At 53.6% G+C, this 22,728-nt stretch carries 21 protein-coding genes; 3 read left to right on the top strand and 18 right to left on the bottom strand.

Translation table 11 applies throughout. From position 1 onward, the window contains the following. Positions 1-35 precede the first annotated feature (35 nt). The 4 genes from FDZ78_RS05570 to FDZ78_RS14810 all read right to left on the bottom strand — a co-directional run bounded on the left by FDZ78_RS05570 (position 36) and on the right by FDZ78_RS14810 (position 1,857). The gene (locus FDZ78_RS05570; RefSeq protein WP_107032199.1) at positions 36-398 is read right to left on the bottom strand and encodes a nucleotide pyrophosphohydrolase; all 363 of its coding nucleotides are present in this window, start codon (positions 396-398) and stop codon (positions 36-38) included. Positions 399-418: 20 nt separating this feature from the next. Next, entirely contained in the window at positions 419-871 is a 453-nt protein-coding gene (dtd, locus tag FDZ78_RS05565) for a D-aminoacyl-tRNA deacylase (RefSeq protein WP_136408192.1), read from the bottom strand. A gap of 128 nt (positions 872-999) precedes the next feature. Next, complete coding sequence (locus tag FDZ78_RS14815; protein ID WP_255575978.1) at positions 1,000-1,530, bottom strand: phospholipase A; 531 nt, start codon at positions 1,528-1,530, stop codon at positions 1,000-1,002. Between the two features lie 3 nt (positions 1,531-1,533). Then, positions 1,534-1,857 (bottom strand): hypothetical protein, encoded by a 324-nt coding sequence (locus FDZ78_RS14810; RefSeq protein ID WP_240740352.1) that lies wholly within the window; start codon positions 1,855-1,857, stop codon positions 1,534-1,536. Between the two features lie 127 nt (positions 1,858-1,984). Between FDZ78_RS14810 and FDZ78_RS05555 the strand changes: the two genes are divergently transcribed. Next, the gene (locus tag FDZ78_RS05555) at positions 1,985-3,061 is read left to right on the top strand and encodes a hypothetical protein (RefSeq protein ID WP_136408191.1); all 1,077 of its coding nucleotides are present in this window, start codon (positions 1,985-1,987) and stop codon (positions 3,059-3,061) included. An 89-nt stretch (positions 3,062-3,150) separates the two neighbouring features. Beyond that, a complete protein-coding gene (locus tag FDZ78_RS05550; RefSeq protein WP_136408190.1) occupies positions 3,151-4,545 on the top strand; it encodes a hypothetical protein in 1,395 nt (464 codons plus the stop codon). Positions 4,546-5,022: 477 nt separating this feature from the next. Here FDZ78_RS05550 and FDZ78_RS05545 read toward each other — a convergent pair whose 3' ends face one another. Next, positions 5,023-6,252, bottom strand: coding sequence for an ISAs1 family transposase (locus FDZ78_RS05545; RefSeq protein ID WP_240740351.1), 1,230 nt, complete (start codon positions 6,250-6,252; stop codon positions 5,023-5,025). A gap of 249 nt (positions 6,253-6,501) precedes the next feature. After that, the gene (locus tag FDZ78_RS05540) at positions 6,502-7,728 is read right to left on the bottom strand and encodes a transposase (RefSeq protein WP_136408189.1); all 1,227 of its coding nucleotides are present in this window, start codon (positions 7,726-7,728) and stop codon (positions 6,502-6,504) included. 186 nt (positions 7,729-7,914) lie between these two features. Between FDZ78_RS05540 and FDZ78_RS05535 the strand changes: the two genes are divergently transcribed. Continuing rightward, positions 7,915-9,282, top strand: coding sequence for an IS66 family transposase (locus FDZ78_RS05535; RefSeq protein WP_240743525.1), 1,368 nt, complete (start codon positions 7,915-7,917; stop codon positions 9,280-9,282). A 771-nt stretch (positions 9,283-10,053) separates the two neighbouring features. On the opposite strand, the gene FDZ78_RS05530 is transcribed toward FDZ78_RS05535, so the two are convergent. The 12 genes from FDZ78_RS05530 to FDZ78_RS05475 all read right to left on the bottom strand — a co-directional run bounded on the left by FDZ78_RS05530 (position 10,054) and on the right by FDZ78_RS05475 (position 22,666). Then, positions 10,054-10,569, bottom strand: coding sequence for a ferritin (locus FDZ78_RS05530; RefSeq protein WP_107032203.1), 516 nt, complete (start codon positions 10,567-10,569; stop codon positions 10,054-10,056). Between the two features lie 85 nt (positions 10,570-10,654). Further along, on the bottom strand, positions 10,655-11,971 hold the full coding sequence (gene argH, locus FDZ78_RS05525) for an argininosuccinate lyase (protein WP_240740350.1): 1,317 nt from the start codon (positions 11,969-11,971) through the stop codon (positions 10,655-10,657). A gap of 57 nt (positions 11,972-12,028) precedes the next feature. Next, entirely contained in the window at positions 12,029-13,117 is a 1,089-nt protein-coding gene (locus tag FDZ78_RS05520) for a M20/M25/M40 family metallo-hydrolase (RefSeq protein WP_136408187.1), read from the bottom strand. Beyond that, positions 13,077-13,856 (bottom strand): acetylglutamate kinase, encoded by a 780-nt coding sequence (argB, locus tag FDZ78_RS05515; protein ID WP_136409153.1) that lies wholly within the window; start codon positions 13,854-13,856, stop codon positions 13,077-13,079. The genes FDZ78_RS05520 and argB overlap by 41 nt, the downstream gene beginning before the upstream one ends. Then, on the bottom strand, positions 13,856-14,812 hold the full coding sequence (locus FDZ78_RS05510; RefSeq protein WP_136408186.1) for an acetylornithine carbamoyltransferase: 957 nt from the start codon (positions 14,810-14,812) through the stop codon (positions 13,856-13,858). The genes argB and FDZ78_RS05510 overlap by 1 nt, the downstream gene beginning before the upstream one ends. A gap of 3 nt (positions 14,813-14,815) precedes the next feature. Beyond that, positions 14,816-15,967 carry an aspartate aminotransferase family protein gene (locus tag FDZ78_RS05505; RefSeq protein ID WP_136408185.1) on the bottom strand — a complete coding sequence of 384 codons (1,152 nt, stop codon included), beginning with the start codon at positions 15,965-15,967 and terminating at the stop codon, positions 14,816-14,818. A gap of 87 nt (positions 15,968-16,054) precedes the next feature. Further along, positions 16,055-17,017 carry an N-acetyl-gamma-glutamyl-phosphate reductase gene (argC, locus tag FDZ78_RS05500; RefSeq protein ID WP_136408184.1) on the bottom strand — a complete coding sequence of 321 codons (963 nt, stop codon included), beginning with the start codon at positions 17,015-17,017 and terminating at the stop codon, positions 16,055-16,057. Positions 17,018-17,021: 4 nt separating this feature from the next. Beyond that, positions 17,022-18,233, bottom strand: a complete 1,212-nt coding sequence (gene argG / locus FDZ78_RS05495) for an argininosuccinate synthase (protein WP_124075446.1) — start codon at positions 18,231-18,233, stop codon at positions 17,022-17,024. 107 nt (positions 18,234-18,340) lie between these two features. After that, positions 18,341-18,958 carry a GNAT family N-acetyltransferase gene (locus tag FDZ78_RS05490; RefSeq protein ID WP_107032210.1) on the bottom strand — a complete coding sequence of 206 codons (618 nt, stop codon included), beginning with the start codon at positions 18,956-18,958 and terminating at the stop codon, positions 18,341-18,343. Positions 18,959-19,111: 153 nt separating this feature from the next. Next, positions 19,112-19,318 (bottom strand): hypothetical protein, encoded by a 207-nt coding sequence (locus FDZ78_RS05485; RefSeq protein WP_136408183.1) that lies wholly within the window; start codon positions 19,316-19,318, stop codon positions 19,112-19,114. A 71-nt stretch (positions 19,319-19,389) separates the two neighbouring features. Further along, positions 19,390-20,802, bottom strand: a complete 1,413-nt coding sequence (locus FDZ78_RS05480) for a glycoside hydrolase family 28 protein (RefSeq protein ID WP_124075444.1) — start codon at positions 20,800-20,802, stop codon at positions 19,390-19,392. A gap of 31 nt (positions 20,803-20,833) precedes the next feature. After that, entirely contained in the window at positions 20,834-22,666 is a 1,833-nt protein-coding gene (locus FDZ78_RS05475) for a TonB-dependent receptor (protein WP_136408182.1), read from the bottom strand. Positions 22,667-22,728 lie beyond the last annotated feature (62 nt).

The following is a 22,728-nucleotide window of genomic DNA, read 5'->3' as shown; positions in this document are numbered from 1 at the left end:
CTGGTTGGTGGTGGAGGCTGAGGTGTCGGTGGCTGTCAGTCATCGCGCAGCTTCGGGTTGGAGGCGTGGCGGGTGGCATCGCGGACGCTTTTCTTCTCAATGTTGCGGCGGAAGGCCTCGGTCAGGTCTATGCCGGTCTGGTTGGCAATGGCGGTCAGCACCCAGAGCACATCCGCGAGCTCATCGGCAAGGGCATCGGCGTTTTCGCCGGGCTTGAATGACTGGTCGCCGAATCTGCGGGCCATGATGCGGGCCACTTCTCCGGTCTCTTCAGCCAGGATGGCCATGTTGGTCAGCGGGGAGAAATATCTCACCCCGGTGGTGGTGATCCACTCGTCGACAACTGCCTGCAGCGAGCGCAGAGAGATCGAATCATCTGGTGTAGAATTGATTTTCATGGCTTCTGTCCGCGTAGTTTCTATTCACGTAGTTTTGAGTCTATAACAATTGTTACTGGGCCATCGTTCACCAGCGCCACCTGCATGTCGGCGCCGAACACACCCTTTCTGACCTCGCGTCCGAGCAGACTCTGGCATTCAGAGCAGAAAAGCTCATAGAGAGGAATGGCCAGATTATGGCCGGCGGCATGGATGTAGCTCGGCCGATTGCCCTTGCGGGTCGATGCACACAGAGTGAACTGGCTGACGGCAAGAATGTCGCCTCCGGCATCAATGACCGAGAGGTTCATCACACCCTCGCAGTCGGCGAAGATGCGCATGGCGGTGCATTTGGCTGCGAGCCAGCGGGCATCATCGGCACTGTCGCCGTCGGCCACACCGACAAGCACCATCAGTCCGGGGCCGATAGCGCTGTGAAGCGAGCCTCCGATGCTTACCGAAGCCTCTTTTACACGTTGTATAACTAATCTCATAAGTGCAAAAATACAAAAAAAATGAATTCCCGCATCATCTTTGCCCATTTTTCAGCTGTGGCATCTTCACGGATGCTGCGGATCGGGGATGTCTGTTTATGTCAGGGGGCTGATGATGATGTTGCAGATCAGTAGTCGCTGAACAGACGCGGCTTGATCACGAGGCCTACGCGCACCGTGGAGTGGAATTCCTTGTAGGCAAGGAGCCCTTCGCCGTAGCCGTTGTAGTATTGCAGAAACAGAAACTGGTTGTCGCGCTTGAAAATGCGGTAGTTGAGTTCGACCGTGGTGTTATAGTTCAGTTTCCAGCCTTTGCGCTTGACCAGGTTCACGGCGAGGCCGAAGCGCCCGTTCTGCGAGGTGAAGCTCGTGCCGACCTGATAGATGCCGCAATAGTCGAGGATGTCTTTGTTCTCTACGCCGTCGATGATCGGAATCCAGGCTTTGCCGTGGACTACCACCTGCGGGTCGATCATGATGCTTCCGCCGAGGCTGATGCGGTTCCAGGAGCGTGATGCGGTTCCGTCGCGGCCGTTTGACTCATGTTCGGCTATAAGGTTTATCTTGCCTACAAAGCGGTCTTTGACGAAAAGCGGTTTGGTCAGACCGATGCCCGGATTGAAATTCAGATCGGTCATCGGCAATGAGTTCTCAAGCACATTCTAGAAACACTTCTGAGAATAGAACAGGAAGAGATATGTGCCCCCCGGAAGAGTGCTTCGGGTCAGGCGCTGGGCAATGGAGATCTGAAACTTGATGTTGGTGTTCTCGCGGGTGACACGCTGGCCCACGGGGCAGCCGAATATGAAGTAGTTGTCCTTGTAGAGTCCGAAATACGGGCCGTCGTCAAAGGCGCGTCTGACGCTGTCGGAGTCGAGCTCGTCATTGTTGATGTTGACTATCTGGGCGCTTGTCCGCAGCGGGACAGCGACGGAAATCAGAGTCAGTACGGTGACGGTCAGGGCAAAGCGCAGGAGTTTTTTCATCTGATTGGTCTGGTGGGCTATGGCCGTTACAGAGGGCCGGAGGGGCTAAGAAGTTTGAAAACAAGAGTTGTCAGCCGGATGCAAAATTAAGAATAATTTCGTATTTTTGCCTCAAAAATCTGACACTATGCGTTATTCCTACATATTTCCGCGCCTTTTCGTCCAACTCATGCTGCTGCCGTTGGTGCTGCTCGGCCTGCTGACCGGATGCGGCAACGATGAAGAGTTTCTTATCAAATGTGACATCAAGGGGCTCGGCAACAAGGGGGTCGAGATCTTTTATGCCGACCGCGGGCTGCACCGTGCATCTTTCCATCCGGCCGATGACAAGGTGACATTGCGCGGAAGTTCGCAGGAGCCGGTATTTGTGGATGTCTTTACGGTCGACGGTGAGTGGCTGTTCGGCTGTGTGGCCCGTAACGGCGACGATCTGGAGGTGAAGATGTCACTTGCCGATCCTTCAAAGATAGAGATCAAGGGAAACGATGACTCCCGGCGCTATGCCGCTTTCCTGTCGGCCAACGACTCGATACTGCGCAGCGGCGATGCGGCGGCTGTCAATGCTCTGATAGCCCGCGAGGTGCGTGCGAATCCGTCATATATATCTTCAGCTATGCTGCTTGCCACCAGGTTCAATGCCCGCGGTTATGAACTGCTTGCCGATTCGCTCATCAACACTCTGACTCCCGAAGCGCGTCCGGAGGGTGTCATAGGCGGTTTTGCCGGGCTGGTAGGCGAACAGCTCACGCCCGCAGTGCGCGGCGATGTGCGCACCATGACTTTCCGTGCCGCGCCTGACACGGTGGTCCGCTATGTCCCGGCCATGCAGAGCTACAGTCTGCTGGTCTTCGTTGGCAGGTCTAAGCATGACAGCATACGCTCGGTGCTCCGTGAAATGCAGTCCACGCTTCCCAAGAAACGCTTCACGGAGATTGAGATGACCGTGATGTCTGACAGCGCCACGTGGGCGGCCTCGATTCGCCGCGACAGCGCCAAGTGGGTCCAGGCATGGCTTCCCGGCGGCGTGGCTCACAACGCCGTGAGAGCTGTCCAGGTGCCTTATGTGCCCTTCTTTATCGTGACTGACAGTCTTGGTCATCAGGTCTACCGCGGAGGCTCGGTCAGCGCGGCCTCTGACACTCTGCGTTCGCGTCTGGCGCCATATTTCAGAGACGAGACTCCGGCTGATTCCATAGCCGACTGACACGCAGGCTGTAAGACAGACAATAAAAAGGGGCTGCAGAGCGTTATGTGTAGGCATGATTACCATAACATGACATCTGAATTTAGAAAATGAAAACACTCCTCGGCATAGTCCTCATGTCAGCCCTCGCTCTCATCCTCGGCGGATGTATAGAGGACGGCATCGACACATCTCCCTCCTCGCAGCCCGATTTTTCAGTGGACACCCTCTATATGGGTACCGTATTTACCGGTCAGCCTACTCCGACCAGCCGCTTCAAGGTCTACAACAGGCATAACCGGATTATAAGCATCAGTGACATCTCCATCCGTGGCGGGAGCCGGGTTTTCCGCCTGAACGTCGACGGTTTTGCCGGAGAGAACTTCCACAATGTGGAGATACGGCCCAAGGATTCGATCTTCGTGTTTGTCGAGGCTACACTCGCGCCTAACGGACGCCCTGAACTTACGGAAATCAACCAGACAATCGACTTTACCACTAACGGTGTGACCCGCAGCGTGGTGATCAACGCCGAGGGGCAAGACGTCAGACAGCTGAACGGTGAGATCATTGACACCGACACCCGCTTCGATGCCGTCTACCCCTACCAGATTTTCGATTCGCTCGTGGTCAGCCCCGGAGCCACTCTGACTCTCGCTCCAGGCACCACTCTGCATTTCCATGACAAAGCCTATTGCCGCGTGGAGGGTACTCTCGTCAGCGAAGGCACTCCGGAACTCCCGGTGAATTTCTGCGGTGACCGCACCGGCAATGTAGTAGGGCAGATCTCCTTTGACCTCATGGCCTCACAGTGGCGCGGACTGGAGTTTGCTCCTGAAAGCCGCGGCAACAGGCTCAGCCACACCATTGTCCGCAACACCGTGAGCGGAGTCCTGGCCGATTCGCTTTCGCAGGTCACCTTGGTCAACTGCCGTCTGCGCAACAGCGCCGGCTACACACTGCGCTCCAGATATGCCGATCTGCGGATCGTGGGCTGCGAGCTTGCAGAGGCTGCTGACGGTGTCCTCTCGCTCACAGGCGGAAAAGCAGTGGTCAATCACACAACCATAGCCAATTACTATCTCTTCGCCGCCCTGCGCGGGCCCTCTGTGCAGTTTGATCACTACGATGCTGAAAGTGACAACGGTTCGTCCATGCCTTATCTGACAGCAGATTTTACCAACTGCATCATCTATGGCAACGGAACTGACCTGTCAGTTGGCGACTTCTCAGGCTCTCTGGTCACTCTGCGCCGCTGCCTGCTGAAGAGCAACGGAGAAGACGATGACAATTTCATCGCTTGCATCTGGGACACCGATCCGCTTTATTACACCGTGCGCAGCGACTACTATTTCGACTATCGCCTGAAGCCGGACTCTCCGGCGCTCGGAGCAGCCGACCCGGCACTGATTCTGCCGGAGGCTTCGGCTGATTTCTATGGAGTCAGCCGTCTACAGGAGGCCCCCAACCTCGGAGCCTATCAGGCTGCAGGCGATCAGGATTGACGCTGACTATGCAGCCTGGCTCTCTGAGGAGCAAGTCGAATGACTAAGAGGGCGTTTCATAACAAGAGTTAAAATCTGAGTGGTGTATCTTTTAGATAAATTGTTGCAAGAGAGGAAGAAGCATAGCGAGCTATGCGACTGACGAGCTTCAACAATTTAGCAAAAGAGACATCAAGGCTCAGGTAACTTAAAAATTTTCACAAATGGAATATACTATTTACAAAAAAACAATACAATCGCCTCCGAAAGATTTTAACTATTGTTATGAAACACCCTCTTAGCAGTAACTATTCAGCGAATGGAAGATATAGGCACCAAATCTTGAGGATATTGAATTAAGATCTTATCTTTCAGCACGGCTTTTTCATTTAAGATAAAATAAAGTGTATACCTGCCCTTACCCGTTTCGAGCTGAAGCGGGTAATCTGTTGTATCTGTATTTCAGTTGTTTATCTCTTCGTTAAAATCTTATTTTTTTCATTTTTGGCTTAAAAATCGCATTAGTCGGGTAAAGCTCATCGAGATATGTCTGATCAGTTCGGCCATGCCTTTATTCTTATCCGATTGTTTTTTGCGAAGTCCTTTCCATATTGAGAACACCGAGTAAACGATTCTCTGTATGGTGTCGAGGTTTCGGGCAGCTCTCGACGACTTGCGTTTTATATTGTCCTGCTGAAGATTGTAGTCCAGCCCCCAGTGCATACTTTCTATTGACCAGTGGTTGCGTACGATGGTTCCGGGCTGCGGAGTATCCGTGGGCATACTGCTGACGTACAGGCGTTTTTCTGAGGTGTGTACTCCTGTTGACTTTTTGACTGTGGACGATTCATACTCTATGATGGTCATGTTTCCGCCCCATTTCTTCTTGTCTGCGATAATGTCCAGTCCGTCATATACGCGGTAGGTTCTCGTCTCTATCCTGCCGTGGGCCAGTTCGGGACCTTCGGTGTAAGAATATACCGGTGTGTGTTCCACTAGCCTGTCCTCAATGCCGTATCGCAATGACGGCTGGTTGGCTTTGAGTTCTATCAGAAAGTCTCCGCCTTTCTTTCTGATTTTCTCGACAATATCCTTCTGCATAGACATTGCGTCGGCTGTGACAATCTTTCCTGCGACATCTATTTTATCAAGAAGTATCGGTATGGCCTTTATCTCGTTGCTCTTTTCCTGACAGGCTTCGGTGGCGATTGTTATGCCGGTGCTGAACGAATAGGCAGAGACGATATCCGGGCTTCGCCCGTTTTCCTGAACGGTGCCGCGCTCGGCTTTGCCGTCAATGCAGATTATTTCAATGATGCGGCTGGCGCAAGTAAGTCTTTCAAGGAATATGTCTGCGAACTGCTGCATCCTGTCGGCCATATCCATATCGTTGATGCCGTTCTCCACACGGCAAAGCGTGGCCTCAGATGGTACGCCGTTCCTTAACAGGCCCATTTTGTGTAATTTGTTGAGGTTGTATCTGCCGAACTCCAATATCTCGGCTCGTCCGATGCATCCGGCCATACGTCCGAGTATCATCAGCATGATGATATCGTTGAGGCTGTGACGGAAATTGCCTTTGTCCAATCTACGGAAATCCGGCACGGATGAGGCAAACGCTCGAAGTTCTTCCATAATACTGCGCCTTGTGTCAAATTTATTGTGTACTTTTGCAGTATGATCAGGCGCATAGGCGTCAGTCGAACAGACTTGGTCAAGTGGCTTCATTTTTGGCGTAACTCTTTGATTATCACCTATAAAGTTACTAAAAATCTGCCACTTGGCCAAATTTTCATTGCACTTATTTTCTTGAAAATCAGAGGTTAAAGCCTCTCCGCCCGTACTGCTCTCGCTATAAAATAACACATTTGTCGAGAATGAGACGAAATCTTAAATGAAAGAGCCGTGATCTTTCAGTAATTTAATAGCTAATTTATTTGCAATGATTCGGTAAAATTTGAGGTTGTTCAGCCTTGGCTAAGCCGCTAACTGAGCCAACCGATGATTTATTTTCTGAATTATTTTGAGATGCGGAGATTTTCCGCAAGTCGAAATAATTGTTGAGGCGAGATAAGATTCAAACATAAGCCGTTTGAACTGCGCTAACGAAAGACCCGGATAATCTTTCCTTATGACCTCTTTGCAGACATTGAGGGCAGTGAAGGAAAGATTGAACGCAAAGTCAAGCCGATCCCTGTCCCGGGTCTGCTGAGACTGGAGTCCTGTGAACTGTTTGGCATCGCGTATGCCGAACTCAATCTGGAAGCGGGTGCGGTAGAAACCGATGATCTTTTCAGGCCTCATGTCGGTGTCGGTGGAGAAGTACAGGAGAGGCTCTCCGTTTTCAACCGGACAGACCACGATACGGATGTCGCGTTTCAATGCCCTCGAGTGTACGACCGCCGTGTGACATCGGGTTTTGTTTCCTTTGGAATCCTCATATATGAATGAAGTGAACACGGACATATCAAGGCTGGAGAAATCCACTTTCTCTCCATACTTTTTCTTTCTGCCGCGTCTTCGCGGGGCGGAGGAATCCGGCATGGCCAGATACCTCAGATATGAGTTGGCACGTAATCTCCCGACAAACCGGAAGCCCATGCCAACCACTTCATTCACAAATTCATATTTGGAGAAAAAGGCATCGGCAACCAGAATATCCGTCAGTGAGAGCAGCTCTGTCGCCTTTGACCTGACAAGTGCCACATACCAGTCAAGCATTGACATTTGTTTCTCAGATTCAAGAGTCCTGAAGTTCGGTGACTGAACAGCACCGAGCATCACACATGTATGTTTACTCAGGCTTATTGCCCCGATCGCCATTATCTCCAGACCGCGTTTGACACGTTGTGCCACCCCTGACCAGAAACGGCCTATGCCATACGTCAGGCTGCCGGATTTGGAGATAAACGACGGATCGATTGCCACTGCCATGTCATCGGACGGTCCAAAACAATCCTGTGCCATACCTATGTTGACTTTCATCCAGTCTACGGGTGTCTTGAAATTGGAGGCAAAGGTCTTGGCTGTACGACCGCCATAGCGCGACAGCCGGGTAAAATTGACTTTGCCCGGAATCAACGCCACAGTGCGTATTGTTAAAATCAGCCAGTTGAGGAACCTTTTGCTCATCTTGGTTGTAGTATTTTCAAATACCGACTTACACCGAAAGGTGAAGTCTTTGAGAATCGTCAATACGTTCATACGCTAAGATTTTTATAATGAACGCTTTGGCGATTCATTTGTATTTGACAATTCGTTATATTAACTTAAGTTTCAACTACTTCTGTAATTTTTACCGAATCATTGTATTTGCAAATGTCAAATAAATTAGCTATCTTTGTATCTGTGAAACAACAGATTAGCGACATATCATCCATTCTATCCGGAATGTCAGAACAACTCAAGTCCATGCAGGGCACTATCGATTCCCAGCATGCCGAGATATGTTCGCTAAATCGTAATGTTGATAGACTTCTTAAGGAAAACCGTGAGTTACGCAAGCGTCTGGAGAAGTATGAAAAGCCGCCGATGGACTCCGGCAACAGCAGTACTCCACCATCGAAAGAACCGATAAAGGCTGAGGTGGAACGCCGGACAAAATCATTGCGGAAGAGATCGGAAAGACCCGTAGGCGGTCAATACGGGCATGAGGGAACTACACGCAAAATGGTGGAGACGCCTGACGAAATTCAGGATATGTCATCCAGCTATTGCAGTGAGTGCGGGCGCGATCTGTCGGATGTTGAAGGAGAACTTGATTATGTCAGCCAAGAGATAGATCTGCCTCAGATACGGCCAATTTATCGTGAACGCAGATTCTATAAAAAAGTCTGTATCTGCGGATGTTGCAATCGTGATTATGCACCGCGTCGCAGGGGAGGTAATGCCATTACTTTCGGCAAAAACATACGAGCCATTGCGACTTATCTGAGTGTGGTGCAATGCGTGCCTTACGAGCGGTTGCAATCCCTGTTCGCCACGATGTTCAATGTACGCATCAGTCAGGGGACGCTTGTCAATATCGTCCGTGAGACGCTTGACAAATCCCGCCCGGCAATCGAACTTATAGAGCGTCTGCTCAGAGAATCATCCGTAGTCGGCTTTGACGAGTCCGGATGCTATGTCAAAGGCAGGCTCAACTGGTCGTGGATTGCACAGACTGCGTATCTGACCCTCGTGTTCCGCGGTGCGGGCCGTAGTGCAAAAGTGCTTGAAGAGCGTTTTGGTGACTCATTGAAGAAAATGACAGCCGTAACTGACCGCCACAGCGCGTACTTTGCCATCGACTTCCTAAATAATCAGATATGTCTGGCTCATCTGCTGAGAAACCTGGAATACCTTAACGATATTGACAAGGAGCAGACATGGGCAAAGGAAGTACAGACCTTATTACGCGAGGCCATTCATCAGAGAAACGAAAAACCGGTCGATATAATACCGAAAGATGACTGGCTCACAAGGCTTGATGGCTTGCTCAAACGGAATCTTGACAGTCTGCGCAAAGAGTTTAATGAGTTGAAGAGGGGGATAATAAAATGCAGGGACTACATCTTCAACTTCCTTGAAAATCCGGCCATACCATCTGACAACAACGCTTCAGAACGTGGAATCCGAAAACTCAAGGTCAAGCAGAAAATATCCGGATGCTTCCGCTCCGGTACCGGTGCCGATGCCTTCCACGCACTACATTCCATTGCTGACACGGCCTGGAAAAACGGACAATCTCCTCTCGATGCTATATTGGCGCTCGTCTAAACTGACGGGCTATATCTTCGCATCCTTTGTTTTCGCTGAATAGTTACTCTAAATTCATTGCATTTCCGATATGAAAAATAACGAAGGGCATCATCACGATGTCCTCCGTCGGTAGTAACAATTTGTCTGTAAAAAAATTATAAAATTATAGTCTTAGATCCATTCCGATTGTAGATTTCAGGCCTCAAGTAGCCCATGAGGATCAAGACACACGTAAAATCAGTGGTTATATGAGTTATAGTGGAACCACAAAATCATTTTGAGGTTAATTGGATTAAAAGATTTTGTGGAAATGCGGTGATAGAATTTAGATATCTTTTGAAAATTGTGGTTGAACTATATGAATGTAGAATCGAATTAAATTCTAATTTTATGATAAGTAACTCTTCAAAATTAAACGATATAATGTACATTAGTATCTCCTATGGAGGATCTTTTATACTCTCTGCGGTTTTATTCCGGTCAGAATCAAGTTCTTCATCGGTCGTTTATGTCTATAAACTCCCTCTTCATTCCTCGATTCTGCCTCTGAATAAATTCCGCATATAGTATAAATTAATTTTTTCAGAGTTACTTAGCAAAAATAATTAAAAAAATTACCCCCCCCGAAATATTTAACATAATTTAACTGAGCTCTATAAAATATCTTTCTATAACACAACACTCCTTCAGCTCATTGGTCTGAAGGAGTATTGTGTTATCGGGGGCGGCGGGTGTTGCTGCTTTGCGGCAGCTCTCGCCGACACGTGTGTCTGTTGCGCGGCTTCCGGCTTATTCAGAGAGGATGGAGGGCGCGGTGTAGGTGCGGCTTCCAAGTTCCTGGTCGAGCATATAGAGTCCCATGCCGTCGTTGCCGATGAGCGAATACTTGTCGATAAGAGTGCGGCAGTTGTCTTCTTCCTCTACCTGTTCGCTTATGAACCAGTTGAGACGATCGCGGGTTGCATAGTCTTTTTCAGCTTCGGCCAGTGCGTAAAGGTCGTTGATGAGGGCTGTGACTTTCTTTTCGTGTTCGAGAGTAGATTTGAATGCCTCAAGCGGAGATGCCCAGCTGGTGGGAACGGCTTCGATGGCTTTCAGTTCCACACGGCCTCCGCGCTGGTTAACGTAGTTCATGAAGATGGTGGCATGGGCCTGTTCTTCCTGAAATTGGATCTTGAACCAGTTTGCCACTCCTGGCATTCCTTCAGCCTGGAAGTGAAGCGACATTGACAGATAGAGATATGCGCTCCAGAATTCGGCGTTGATCTGGGCGTTGATTGCGTCCTGAACTTTGTTGTTTAACATTGTTGTGCTTGATTTGGGTTTATAAATTTCAGAAAGCAAAAGTAAGAACTTTTTGTAAAAAAAGCCTTGCAGAACCGAATATTTTTTACGATTCCTTACAAGAGGCCTGACAACCGAAACGGTCGTAAAGTTTCTGGAATTTCAGTGCTATTTCGGGGTTGCAGAGGTTGTTGATTGATCCGGCGTGGGTGTGGCTGACGGCGCGGACCGGACGGTAGGTGCCGTCCTGCACTTCAAGCCCTACTTTCTTGTAAGCTTCGCGGAACGGCATTCCGCCGAGCACAAGGCGGTTGACCTCCTCAACGGTGAAGAGATAGTCGTAGCGCGGGTCATCGATGATGTCGCGGCGTATGCGTATGTGCTGAAGCATGAAGTCAGCCATGTCAAGGCAATCGGTCATCTCGGTCGTGGCCGGGAATATGATGTCTTTGAGCAACTGCAGGTCGCGGTTGTAGCCCAGGGGGAGATTGGCAGTGAGCAGTGCGATCTCGTTCTGGATGCTCTGCAGCCGGTTGCATTTTCCGCGCATGATCTCGAATACATCCGGATTTTTCTTGTGGGGCATGATAGAAGATCCGGTGGTAAGCTCGTCAGGGAAGGAGACGAAGCCGAAATTCTGACACATCCACATGCAGACGTCCATAGCCAGATGGCCGAGTGTCGAGGCGATGGCCCCGATGGCCATCGCGGCGGCGCGTTCGGTCTTTCCGCGCGACATCTGTGCGGCCACCACATTATAATGAAGGGTTTCGAATCCGAGCAGACTGGTGGTCATCTCGCGGTCGAGGGGAAATGATGATCCGTAGCCAGCGGCTGAGCCAAGCGGATTCTGGTTGGCTATGTTGTAGGCTGCCACAAGCATCTGCATGTCATCGGCAAGAGATTCGGCATAGGCTCCGAACCAGAGGCCAAATGACGACGGCATGGCTACCTGCAGATGGGTGTAGCCAGGCATCAGCACATCCTTGTATTCCTCGCTCAGAGACTGCAGGCGCTTGAAGAGACGGCTGACAGCGTCGGCTATGCGGCGCAGCTCGTCGCGCATGAAGAGTTTGAGGTCTACGAGCACCTGGTCGTTTCGGGAGCGGCCTGAGTGGATCTTCTTTCCTACATCGCCGAGCTTTGCGGTCAGCATGAATTCCACCTGCGAGTGGACATCCTCCACTCCCGGCTCGATTGTGAATTCGCCGCGCTCGATCACTTCGGCGATCTCTCCGAGGGCTTTCAGCAACACTTCGAGTTCATCGGCTTTCAGAAGACCAATGCTTTCGAGCATTCTGATGTGGGCCATCGAGCCTTCAACGTCATATCGGGCCAGACGCAGGTCAAGTTCGCGGTCGCGGCCTACGGTGAATTCTTCTATCATTTTGTCGGGCTCGAAGCCCTTGCTCCAGAGTTTCATATCTTGATGTGTGGATTGCGGGGTTTTGTTGTGTGAGATTGTGTGTGGGGGGATTTATCAGAGCCGCAGACCGGTGATGAGGGAGTGGTAGACCGGAATGGCCTCTTCGATTTCGCTGAGGCGGATGAATTCATCGGCCGAATGGCTGCGCGATGACTCTCCGGGCCCGATTTTCAGCGAGGGGAAGTCATACATCAGCGACATGTCGCTGGTGGTCGGCGAGACGAATGGAGCCAGGCCGAGGCCTATAGCTCCACTGACCAGCGGATGGTCACTGCTGATGACGGAGGCCCGCACACGGGTTGAACGCGGGGTGAGCGAGCTGTGGGGGCTGACGGCAGTGCGCAGAAGGCTGACGGTCTCTTCGTTGGTATATGCGTCGGTGGTGCGGATATCGACCACCCATTTGCATTCGTCGGGAATGGCGTTGTGCTGCCATCCGGCGTTGATCTGGGTGATGTTCAGCCCGACCGGTCCGAGTATCTTCGATTCATCCGGGAAGCGGAACGAGCGGAGAGCTTCTATGTCGGCCATAGCGCGGTAGATCGCGTTGATCCCCTCCGAGCGGGCGGCATGGCCGGTGACTCCCGTGGTTATGCAGTCGAGCACCACGAGGCCGCGTTCGGCTATGGCCGGCTGCATGCCTGTCGGTTCGCCCACTATGGCACAACTTATCTCGATGCCTTCCTCTTTCAGATGTGGGAGGAAAGCTCTCATGCCGTTCTCGCCGCCTACTTCCTCCTCGGCCGTGACGGCCAGGAGCAGGTTGAAGGGCAGAGAGGCAGTGCGCAGCCTGAGAAATGTGTTGGTCAGTGCGGCCACTGAGGCTCCGGCATCGTTACTGCCGAGTCCGTATAGGCAACCCTCGCGCATGTCAGGGCTGAATGGATCGAGACTGTAGCTCGCAGCCGGCCGCACGGTGTCGTGATGGGAGTTGAGCAGCAGGGTTGGCCGGCCGGGGGCAAAACCCTCCGAAAGTGCGTAGACATTGTTGAGATAGCGTCTCGGTGCGGCTCCATTTTCGGCGAGATGGTCGAAAATGAGCTGTGCGGTGGCAGCCTCGTCGCGTGAGAACGACGGGGTGGCGATCATGCGTCTGAGCAGATCAATCTCTGATGACAGTGCCTGAGGTCCGGTTGAGGGCATCGGAATGTTTTATGGTTACAGATCTGACGCCGGCAGCTATTGCGGCGAATGCGTTGTCGATTTTCGGGATCATGCCTTTGCTGACCACACCCTCGGCGCGCAGGCGCTTGTAGATATCAGGCGTGATGAGCGGTATCACGGAGTCGGGGCGTTCGATGTCTTCCATCACGCCTGGCTGTTCGAAGCAATAGATCAGCTCGACCGGTGAGAGACTCGCTGTTCCGGTAGCCACAGCTGAGGCTATGGTGTCGGCGTTGCAGTTCAGAAGCGATCCATTGCCGTCATGGGTGATTGCGCAGAACACCGGGGTGACGCCCGCATCGAGCAGAGAGCCTATGAGTGAGGCGTTGACACCTTCCGGAGCTATGTCACCCACGAAGCCGTAGTCGATCGGCTCCGGCTTGCGGCGGGTGGCGCGGATGGCGTTGCCGTCGGCTCCGGTCAGTCCGAGCGCGTTGCATCCGGCCGCCTGAAGCATGGAGACCACTCGTTTGTTGACCAGTCCGGCGTATACCATCGTCACCACGTCAAGGGTCTCGCGGGTGGTGACCCGTCGGCCTTCTATCATAGTGGTGGGTATTTCGAGGCGCGAACTCATGCGGGTGGCTTCCTTGCCGCCGCCGTGGACCAGGATTTTTTTGCCCGGCAGCTTCACGAAGTCGTCTATGAAGCGGCCGAGGGCTTCGGGGTTGTCAACCACGTTGCCCCCGATTTTGATCACTTTGATTGTCTCTTCCATCATTTCAGACCTTCAAGGAGACGTTTGATGACCACTTGGGCGGATATTTCGCGGTTGGCGGCTTCCGGAATGACTATGCTGCGGTCTGACTCGATGACATCGTCGGTCACGATCATGTTGCGGCGCACCGGGAGGCAGTGCATGAAGAAGGCGTTGTCTGTCAGGGCCATCTTTTCGCTGTCGACTGTCCATGCGCGGTCGGTCGAAAGTATCTTGCCGTAGTTCGGATCGGCGTAGGCCGACCAGTTCTTGGCATATACGAAGTCAGCGCCTTCGAGGGCTTTGCGCTGATCATATTCTACACGAGCTTTGCCCACGAATTCAGGGGCAAGCTCATAGCCTTCAGGATGCGTGATTACAAATTCATAGTCAGTGGCGTTCATCCATTCGGCGAAGGAGTTGGGGACGGCCTGCGGAAGCGCGCGCGGATGCGGCGCCCAGGTCATTACCACCTTGGGGCGCTCCTTGGTCTTGAACTCTTCTATGGTGATGAGGTCGGCGAAGCTCTGGAGTGGGTGGCGGGTGGCTGCCTCCATGCTGAAGACGGGGCGGCCGGAGTAGCGGATGAACTGGTTGATCACTCTCTCCTCATAGTCTTCGGCCTTGTCTTTGAGACCGGCGAACGAACGGACCCCGATGATGTCGCAGTAGGAACCCATCACCGGGATGGCTTCGAGAAGATGCTCGGCCTTGTCGCCGTCCATGATTACGCCGCGTTCGGTTTCGAGCTTCCATGCTCCCTGGTTGACGTCGAGGACTATGACGTTCATGCCGAGATTCATGGCGGCTTTCTGGGTGCTCAGGCGCGTGCGAAGACTGGAGTTGAAGAAGATCATCATCAGAGTCTTGTCGCGTCCGAGTTCTTTGAATCCGAAACGGTTGGCTTTGATTTCGAGTGCCTCTTTGACTGCGAGGTCAAGAGGGCCTATGTCTGTGACGTTAGTGAAGTTGTGCATTTTTCAGGAAGGTTTTTTAGTTGTGAGTACTTGGCGGAATGCATCGATGAAGCGGCGCGAGTGGGAGCGCGGCAGGCAGAGGGCTGGGAGCAGACGCACGGTGTGTTCGCCGGCTCCTCCGGTGAAGATATGGTGTTCGAAGAGCAGGCGCTTGCGGATTTCCGATGCCGAGCCTTTGATCTCGATGCCGATCATGAGTCCGCGGCCGCGGATTTCGGTGATTTCGTCACACTCGGTGGCCAGGCGGCGCAGCTCTTCCATCAGATATTCGCCTTCGGCGGCGGCGTTGGCTATCATGGCCTCGCCTTCAAGAGCATCGATCACGGCAATGGCGGCTACGCAGGCAAGGTGGTTGCCTCCGAAGGTGGTGCCGAGCATTCCTTTGACCGCAGGGATCGATGGAGAGATGAGCACCGCGCCCATCGGGAAGCCGTTGGCTATGCCTTTGGCACAGGTGATGATGTCGGGGCGGATGCCGGTGTACTGGTGGGCGAAGAAGCGTCCGGTGCGTCCGTAGCCCGATTGGATTTCATCAAGTATGAGCAGAGTGCCGGTGGCTGTGCAGAGTTCGCGCAGGCGGCGCATGAAGTCGTCATCGACCATGCGGATACCTGCCACTCCCTGGATGCCTTCAATGATCACTCCGGCAAATTCGCCGGTGGCGAGAAGGCGCTCTGTGGCCTCGACGTCGTTGAGCGGGGCGAAGACCACGTTTTCGGTCGAATTGAAAGGGGCCTGGATCTTGGGATTGTCAGTTGCGGCTACGGCTCCGGAGGTGCGGCCGTGGAAGGCGCGGTCAAAGGCGAGGATCTTGCGGCGTCCGGTGTGGAACGAGGCGAGTTTCATGGCGTTTTCGTTTGCCTCGGCTCCGGAGTTGCAGAGAAAGAGGGCATAGTCATCGTAGCCGGAGATGCGTCCCAGTCGGTCGGCGAATTTCTGCTGGAGGGAGTTCTGCACGGAGTTAGAATAGAAGCCCAGACGGCTTACCTGGTCGGAAATGGCCGACACATAGAGTGGATGGGCGTGGCCCACGGAGATCACGGCGTGGCCTCCGTAGAGGTCGAGATATTCCGTGCCGTCGGCTGTATAGACATGGCAGCCGAGTCCTTTGACCGGTTCGATGTCATATAGTGAATATACGTCGAAGAGATTCATCTTTTTTCAGAGAAATGATTTTTTGAACGGGAGAGTGTGGTAGCAAAAAAGGTCGAGTGTCAGAGAGCAGCCAAAGCGGTGACCGCATCAGAATGCCGAGGGCTTCAGCCGCAGGCCGCAGTCTTCGGGCAGACCGCAGATGAGATTGAAATTCTGCACGGCCTGGCCGGAGGCTCCTTTCAGAAGATTGTCAATGGCGGAGATTATCAGCAGCTTCGAGCCGTGTTTTTCAAGCGAGATCAGCGCCTTGTTGGTGTTGACCACCTGCTTGAGGTCGACCGGACGGTCTGACACATGAGTGAATGCGGCTCCGGCATAGAAATCCTTGTAGATGCGGGTGGCTTCTTCGATTGAAAGATCGGTGTCGATATAGGTCATGGCGAAGATGCCTCTTGCGAAGTCACCGCGCACGGGTATGAAGCTGATCTCTGCGTCGAAGCCGGGCTGGAGCTGACGGAGTGTCTGGCGTATTTCGGCCAGATGCTGGTGTTCGAATGCCTTATAGACCGAAAGGTTGTCGGTGCGCCAGCTGAAGTGGGTTGTGGCTCCGGGTTTCACGCCTGCGCCTGTCGATCCGGTGATGCCGGTGACGTGGATCTCTCCGCCGAGCCGTCCGGCTGCGGCGAGGGGGAGCAGGGCGGTCTGGATCGCTGTGGCGAAGCAGCCGGGATTGGCTATGAGCGATGACTCGCGGATTGCCTCGCGCTTGGCTTCGGGGAGTCCGTAGGTGTAGCCTTCGCTCTCGTCGCGGTAGTCCTGGGCGAGGTCCACCACCTTCAGGCCTTCGGGGCGCTCGTTTTCCTCCCAAAACTTGCGGCTGAAGCCGTGGCCCTGGCAGAGGAAGAGCACATCGACCGCATTGAGATCGTAGCTGTCAGAGAAGTGCAGGTCGCAGTCGCCGGTCAGACCTTCGTGGATCTCGCAGACCGGGCGCCCGGCATTGCTGGTGGAATGTATGAATACAATCTGAGCCTCCGGATGATTGATCAGGAGGCGGAGGAGTTCGCCGGCTGTGTAGCCGGCTCCTCCTATGATTCCTATTTTTTTCATCGGCTTACTCCTCGGCTCCGTTGCGTTTCTGCACGTTGTGATAGATCTTCATCTGGTTGCCGAGGATCTTGGTGAATCCTTTGACATCATCGGCGCTCCAGGCCTTGTTGACCTCGCCGTATTCGCCGAAGTCGGTCTTCATGAGGTCGAAGGGTGAGTCTACGCCTACAAGGGTGTAGCTGTAGGGGCGGAGGATGATCTCTACAGTGCCGCTGACGTTGCGCTGAGAGTTTTCAAGGAAGGCCTCCATGTCGCGCATGACGGGTTCGAGATACTGCGACTCGTGGAGGAACATGCCGTACCATGTGCCGATCTGGTCTTTCCAGTACTGCTGCCACTTGGTCAGGGTGTGTTTTTCGAGCATCTTGTGGGCTGCGATGATTAGGATCGGGCCTGCGGCCTCGAAGCCTACGCGGCCTTTGATGCCTATTATGGTGTCGCCGATGTGCATGTCGCGGCCTATGCCGTAGCGGGCGCCGAGGCGTTCCACTTCGCGGATGGCGTCGATCTTGTCGGCGTAAGTCTTGCCGTTGACAGCCGAAATCTCACCCTTTTCAAAGGTGATGGTCATGTGTTCCTCGCCTTTTTCGGTGATCTGGCTGGGATATGCGCTTTCGGGGAGAGTCTGCTCTGAGTGGAGAGTCTCTTTGCCGCCTATGCTGGTGCCCCAGAGGCCCTTGTTGATGGAATATTCCATCTTCTTGAAATCGGCCTCGATGCCGTGTTTCTTCAGATAGTCGATCTCATACTCGCGGGTGAGAGTCATGTCGCGGGTCGGGGTGATGATCTCGATTTCGGGGGCGAGGATCTGGAATGTGAGGTCGAAACGCACCTGGTCGTTTCCGGCGCCTGTCGAGCCGTGGGCCACGGCATCGGCTCCGATCTTCTTGGCGTATTCGACGATGGCGATAGCCTGGAAGATGCGTTCTGACGACACGCTGATGGGATAGGTGCCGTTGCGCAGTACGTTGCCTGCTATCATATATCTGATGCTCTTGTCATAGTAGTCGCCGGTGACGTCAAGAGATGCATGAGATGCGGCGCCAAGGCGCAGAGCTTTTTCTTCGATGGTCTTCAGTTCCTCGTCAGAGAATCCGCCAGTGTTGGCGATTGCGGTGTGCACTTCATAACCGAGGTCTTCTGAAAGATATTTTGCAGCGAATGACGTGTCGAGACCGCCGCTGAAGGCTAAAACCACTTTTTTCTTCTTTTCCATAATATTGAATCTATTGGATTAGGGGGGATGATGTTGTTAAATTTGATGTCGGCGGGAGAGCGCCGGAGAGGGGTGATGGGGCCCTGCAGGCTCTCGCGCGGAGGAGATTATTTCAGGTGGAGCAATTTTTTGACGCGGTTGTGCAGCCACATTACGTAGGGGGCTCGCTTGGAAGGCCGTTCGAGTTTGGCTTTGGGGTCATAGAGCATGCCTGTGCAGAGACACATGCGGCGGTTGTTGCGCTGGAGTATGTCATAGTTGACACAGCCCTTGCATCCGGCCCAGAATTCCTCGTCGTCAGTAAGTTCCGAGAAGGTGACGGGCTTGTAGCCCATCTGTGAATTTAACTTCATCACCGGCAGAGAAGTGGTGATACTGAACAGTTTGGCGAACGGGAAGCGGAGGCGGGCAAGTTCGAATGTCTTGGCCTTGATTCGTGCTGCGAGCCCCAATCGTCGGAATTCCGGATCGACGATAAGGCCTGAAGTGGCCACATAATCACCATGTTCCCAGCTCTCAATGTAACTGAAGCCGATGAGACGGTCATCACAGAGAGCAACGACAGCCTTCCCCGAACGTATCTTCTGTGCGATATATTCAGGTGTGCGGCGGGCTATGCCGGTGCCGCGCTGAAGGGCTGATTCATAGATTAGGGTGACAATCTGCTCGGCATATTTTGTATGCTCTTCTTCGGCAAAGATCACCTTTATCTGATCATTGTTCATCTAACTGCTATAAATAAATACTTTTTTGAAAATAATAAAATGTCTGCAAAAGTACGAAATTAATGTCAAATTATTTGCAATATCAGATGAGAAATGTGGAAATATAAATGAATTTTGTCTGAAATTCAGGAAAATTAAAAATCCCATCCGGCATTACCACCGGATGGGACGTGTATGGATTCCTTCTGTCAGACAGCCTGAGGGCTGCCTAAGGAGCGCATCGCCTGAGAGTGTGCAGCTGTAGCCGGGCTGATAGGGGCGCACGGCTTCTTCAAGGAGGCTGCGCACTTTGGTCTCATTGCCTCCGAGCATACAGAGGGCCTCGGCTTCGTTGTAGATCATTTCGGCCAGACAGCACACTGCTGTGTACTGTCTGGCTATGAGGTTTTGTGAGACGGTCTTAGGACGGTTGCCGGCCTACTGATGGTCTCTTACTTCTTGTCTTTGATGAATTTTACATTTTTGGTAGTCACCGATGCTGTCGCGCTGTCGATTTCAGTTGCGTTGGCTGTATATATAAAGGTGGAGTTTTCTACCGTGATGTCATGAACGCAGTTGAGGCCGGCGATTCCGCTTGCGGCTATGGCGGTGGCGGTGCCACGGCAGACCACGTCGGAGATATGGATGTCAGTGAATTCGGGCACCTTCACCATTTCCTGTGGTCTTGCTATGTCGCTGTCTTTCGATCCGGCGGGGCGGTCGGCGTAGTTGCATTCAAAGATTATGGCTTCGGCCTGGATGTCGGCCATCATGATGCCGCTGATGTAGATGTCTTCGGTCTTGCCGCCACGGCCCACAGCGCTTTTGAAACGCAGACCGGTGTCGGTTCCGGAGAAAGTCGAATTGCGCACCACTATGCGTTTCATGCCGCAGATATCTTCGCTGCCGATCACGAAGCCGCCGTGGGCGTGGTAGACGGTGTTGTCCTGCAGGAGTATGTCTTCACAGCCATTGACGAGTGCTTTGGGCTTGTATTCGCCGCTTTTCATGCAGAGGCCGTCATCGCCGGCATCGACCGTGCAGTTGACCACGAGAGCCTGGTGACAGTCGCTAAGGTCTATTGCATCTCCGTTCTGGGCGTTCCAGGGGCAGCGGACGGTGATGCCGTCAATGATAATGTTGCGGCTGTTGAAGGGGTGGACGTGGAATTTCGGGGCATTCTGGAAAGTGACTCCGGAGAGCAACACGTTCTCGCAGTTGTTTATGCGGAAGAGGTCGTTGCGCTTTTTCTCCTGTTTCTCAGGGGTGTCTGCTACGTCGGGATAGCCTGATTTCAGTTCCCAGGGATACCAAAGCGAGCCGTTCTGGCGTTCAACGCCGCCCATTTTGCGGAAGCGTTTCCACTCCACGTCGCTGACCTTGGAGCGTTTCACCGGGCGCCACTGCGCGCCGTTGCCGTCGAGGGTGCCGAGTCCGGTGATGCTGATGTTGCGGCAGCGGTTGGCGCTGATGCAGGCGCGTACGCGCGATGCTTTGGGATTGGAGTCTATGTAGAGGGCCTTGTCAGGCGAGAAATAGAGTATGGCGTTGCGCTCCAGATGGAGGTCCACACCGCTCTTGAGTTCGATCGGGCCGGTGAGCCATACACCCTGGGGGATTACGAGATGACCGCCGCCGGCCTGTGAGAGCTCATCGATGGCTTTCTGTATTATGTCGGTGTTGAGTGTGGCTCCGTCACCGGTGGCTCCGCGTTCGGCAAGGTTCACGCTGCGGTCGGCTATGGCGAACGGTTCTACCTGACGGACTTCCACAGGCATATCTTTATAATAGGTGCTGTACTGGGCTTGGACTCCTGATGTGGCGCAAGCGAGAAGCGCCAGCAGTGTCATTGCGAATTTTTTCATGGAGATTTGATATTTGTTTAGAATTGTGTGGTCAGAATTTGAGTGATGCGCCGATCATGAAGCGGATGCCCTGCGAGTAGCGGTCGCCTATGCGGTAGTAGCGGCGGTTGAGCAGATTTTCTCCGCCGGCGAAGATGGAGAGGGCGTCGGTGGCGGCATAGGAGGCTCCGAGCGAAAGGTCTGACACGCAGCCAAGCGACCGGGCCTGAGGCGAGTAGACCTGAAGATCTCCGGTAGCGCCGGAGAGATTGTGGGCCATGCCGTAGCAGCGGCGTCCGGCGCGGAACTGCCAGCCGAGAGTGATCTGCAGGGGTGTCAGTGGGCGGAGCTTGAGTTCGGCGTTGACCACGTGGCGGGCACGGTCGCGCCATTCATAGAAGCTGTTGTCATAGTCATTGGGCGCTGTCTCGTAGCTGATACGGGCCGAGAGCAGCTTGCGGTAGTCGTAGCCGACGGCGGCACCGCCATGCCAGGCCGAAAGATCGATGCGGTCAAAGACTGCGCCTCCGAGATAGCTGTCGGCTACCACGGGCATGAGCCAGTCATTTGCCTTGGCATATCCTCCGAAGAATTCGAGGTAGGCACCGAAGAAGGGGCCCACGGTCACGCGCCCGTCAAGAGCATAGGGTATGTGTGATTGCGAATAGGCCATCGAGGAGTTGAGGTAAGGGGTCACGTTATAGAGCGACGAAAGCTGGTTGAGGTCGGAGCCGCCGTGAGCCTTGATTTCGAAGCCCACGAGCTGCGAGGGTGTCCAGGCCAGGGAGGCTTCGGGGGCTATGTGGAAGACGCGGCCGTTGTTGATGCTGACATCCACCTGCGCGCCGATGCGGGCTTTGACCGTGGCCGACGAGTAGTCGAGATGGGGGGTCAGGGCTATCAGGCCGACTGTCGAGCCGTCTTTGGCTGAGTAGTCGCCGTAGGAAAGATAAGGGTAGCGGGGACTCAGATGGCTGCCGGTGTGCAGGAAGTCTGCGTCAGCGTCAAGTCCGAGCGATGTGTTGTCGCCGAACGAGAGCTTGCCGGTGAGCGATGCGCCGAAGAGGTTCTGGCGTACGGGTGATTCGCCGGGCACGGCGTAGACCTCGGTCTGGCCGGGTGCAGGCGAGTCTGCTGTGCCGGTCTGGCCTGGAGTGAAGATGTGGATGGGGAAGTCTGTGTCAGGTACAGATGAGATGAAGTGTAGCCTCTGCGGTGCATTTGAGTTGTAGAAGCCGAAATGACGGTAGCGGAGGGCTGCGGTCCAGTCGAGGCCTTGTGCCCGCGAAGTGTAAAGGGCCGAAAGGTTGAAACGGCTGATGCTTTGCGAGAATGAGTCCCAGGCAGAGGGGATGGTGTGATAGCCGTAGGTGTAGTCCACGCCGGCATTGAGAAACGATTTGCTTCCGATGGCCTGATGGAGGTCTACGCCGAGTGATGCGCTGTGGTCACGCCAGTATTCCTTACGCTCGTCTGTTTTCTGTGTGTAGATATCACCGTCATACTGCCCCCAGGCGCTCAGGCGGGTGCGGTCGGTGTCGAGAATGCGGTAACCGGCCGAGAAGGCTCCGTTGAAGAGCGGAGCGCCGAGGCCGAGGGCCACATAGCCGCGGTAGGGCGACGAGAAGAGGTTTTCGCCATAGGCCACAGGCTCAAGAGTCGAGATGGCGTTGGGCACACGGGTGGTGACCACGCGGTTGCTGAATGCCAGCTGCGGTTTGCTGACGGCTGGCAGCTGAAGGGTGGGGAGTATTGTGATGCGGGCCGCGTCGCGCTTGACCGGGACTATCTCCTGCTCTACGTTGATTTCCTTGTGGAGCCCCTGGCCGAAGAGCGGGGTGCCGAGTGCGAGGCAGAGTGAAAATATGGTTGATCTTGTATTCATTGTTGCTTTGAGTCTGAAATGAATGGGTGGTGAAGGGTGGTGATGGTTCGTGGCAGCTTCCT

Source organism: Duncaniella sp. B8, from assembly GCF_005304985.1.
GTDB classification, from domain to species: Bacteria; Bacteroidota; Bacteroidia; order Bacteroidales; family Muribaculaceae; genus Duncaniella; species Duncaniella muris.
Note: the sequence above shows the minus strand (reverse complement) of the source record. Positions and strands in the feature narration are given on the sequence as shown.

What these genes read in the sequence shown, in the direction of transcription:
- FDZ78_RS05505 (WP_136408185.1), bottom strand. Translation starts at nt 15,967, where the DNA reads ATGAATCTCTTCGACGTATATTCACTATATGACATCGAACCGGTCAAA.
- argB (WP_136409153.1), bottom strand. Translation starts at nt 13,856, where the DNA reads ATGGAAGAGACAATCAAAGTGATCAAAATCGGGGGCAACGTGGTTGAC.
- FDZ78_RS05530 (WP_107032203.1), bottom strand. Translation starts at nt 10,569, where the DNA reads ATGTTAAACAACAAAGTTCAGGACGCAATCAACGCCCAGATCAACGCC.
- FDZ78_RS05520 (WP_136408187.1), bottom strand. Translation starts at nt 13,117, where the DNA reads ATGCCCTCAACCGGACCTCAGGCACTGTCATCAGAGATTGATCTGCTC.
- FDZ78_RS05490 (WP_107032210.1), bottom strand. Translation starts at nt 18,958, where the DNA reads ATGAACAATGATCAGATAAAGGTGATCTTTGCCGAAGAAGAGCATACA.
- FDZ78_RS05545 (WP_240740351.1), bottom strand. Translation starts at nt 6,252, where the DNA reads ATGAAGCCACTTGACCAAGTCTGTTCGACTGACGCCTATGCGCCTGAT.
- FDZ78_RS05475 (WP_136408182.1), bottom strand. Translation starts at nt 22,666, where the DNA reads ATGAATACAAGATCAACCATATTTTCACTCTGCCTCGCACTCGGCACC.
- FDZ78_RS05510 (WP_136408186.1), bottom strand. Translation starts at nt 14,812, where the DNA reads ATGCACAACTTCACTAACGTCACAGACATAGGCCCTCTTGACCTCGCA.
- FDZ78_RS05555 (WP_136408191.1), top strand. Translation starts at nt 1,985, where the DNA reads ATGCGTTATTCCTACATATTTCCGCGCCTTTTCGTCCAACTCATGCTG.
- argG (WP_124075446.1), bottom strand. Translation starts at nt 18,233, where the DNA reads ATGGAAAAGAAGAAAAAAGTGGTTTTAGCCTTCAGCGGCGGTCTCGAC.
- FDZ78_RS05480 (WP_124075444.1), bottom strand. Translation starts at nt 20,802, where the DNA reads ATGAAAAAATTCGCAATGACACTGCTGGCGCTTCTCGCTTGCGCCACA.
- FDZ78_RS14810 (WP_240740352.1), bottom strand. Translation starts at nt 1,857, where the DNA reads ATGAAAAAACTCCTGCGCTTTGCCCTGACCGTCACCGTACTGACTCTG.
- argC (WP_136408184.1), bottom strand. Translation starts at nt 17,017, where the DNA reads ATGAAAAAAATAGGAATCATAGGAGGAGCCGGCTACACAGCCGGCGAA.
- FDZ78_RS05540 (WP_136408189.1), bottom strand. Translation starts at nt 7,728, where the DNA reads ATGAACGTATTGACGATTCTCAAAGACTTCACCTTTCGGTGTAAGTCG.
- FDZ78_RS05550 (WP_136408190.1), top strand. Translation starts at nt 3,151, where the DNA reads ATGAAAACACTCCTCGGCATAGTCCTCATGTCAGCCCTCGCTCTCATC.
- dtd (WP_136408192.1), bottom strand. Translation starts at nt 871, where the DNA reads ATGAGATTAGTTATACAACGTGTAAAAGAGGCTTCGGTAAGCATCGGA.
- FDZ78_RS05570 (WP_107032199.1), bottom strand. Translation starts at nt 398, where the DNA reads ATGAAAATCAATTCTACACCAGATGATTCGATCTCTCTGCGCTCGCTG.
- argH (WP_240740350.1), bottom strand. Translation starts at nt 11,971, where the DNA reads ATGAAACTCTGGAGCAAGGGCTTCGAGCCCGACAAAATGATAGAAGAA.
- FDZ78_RS05535 (WP_240743525.1), top strand. Translation starts at nt 7,915, where the DNA reads ATGTCAGAACAACTCAAGTCCATGCAGGGCACTATCGATTCCCAGCAT.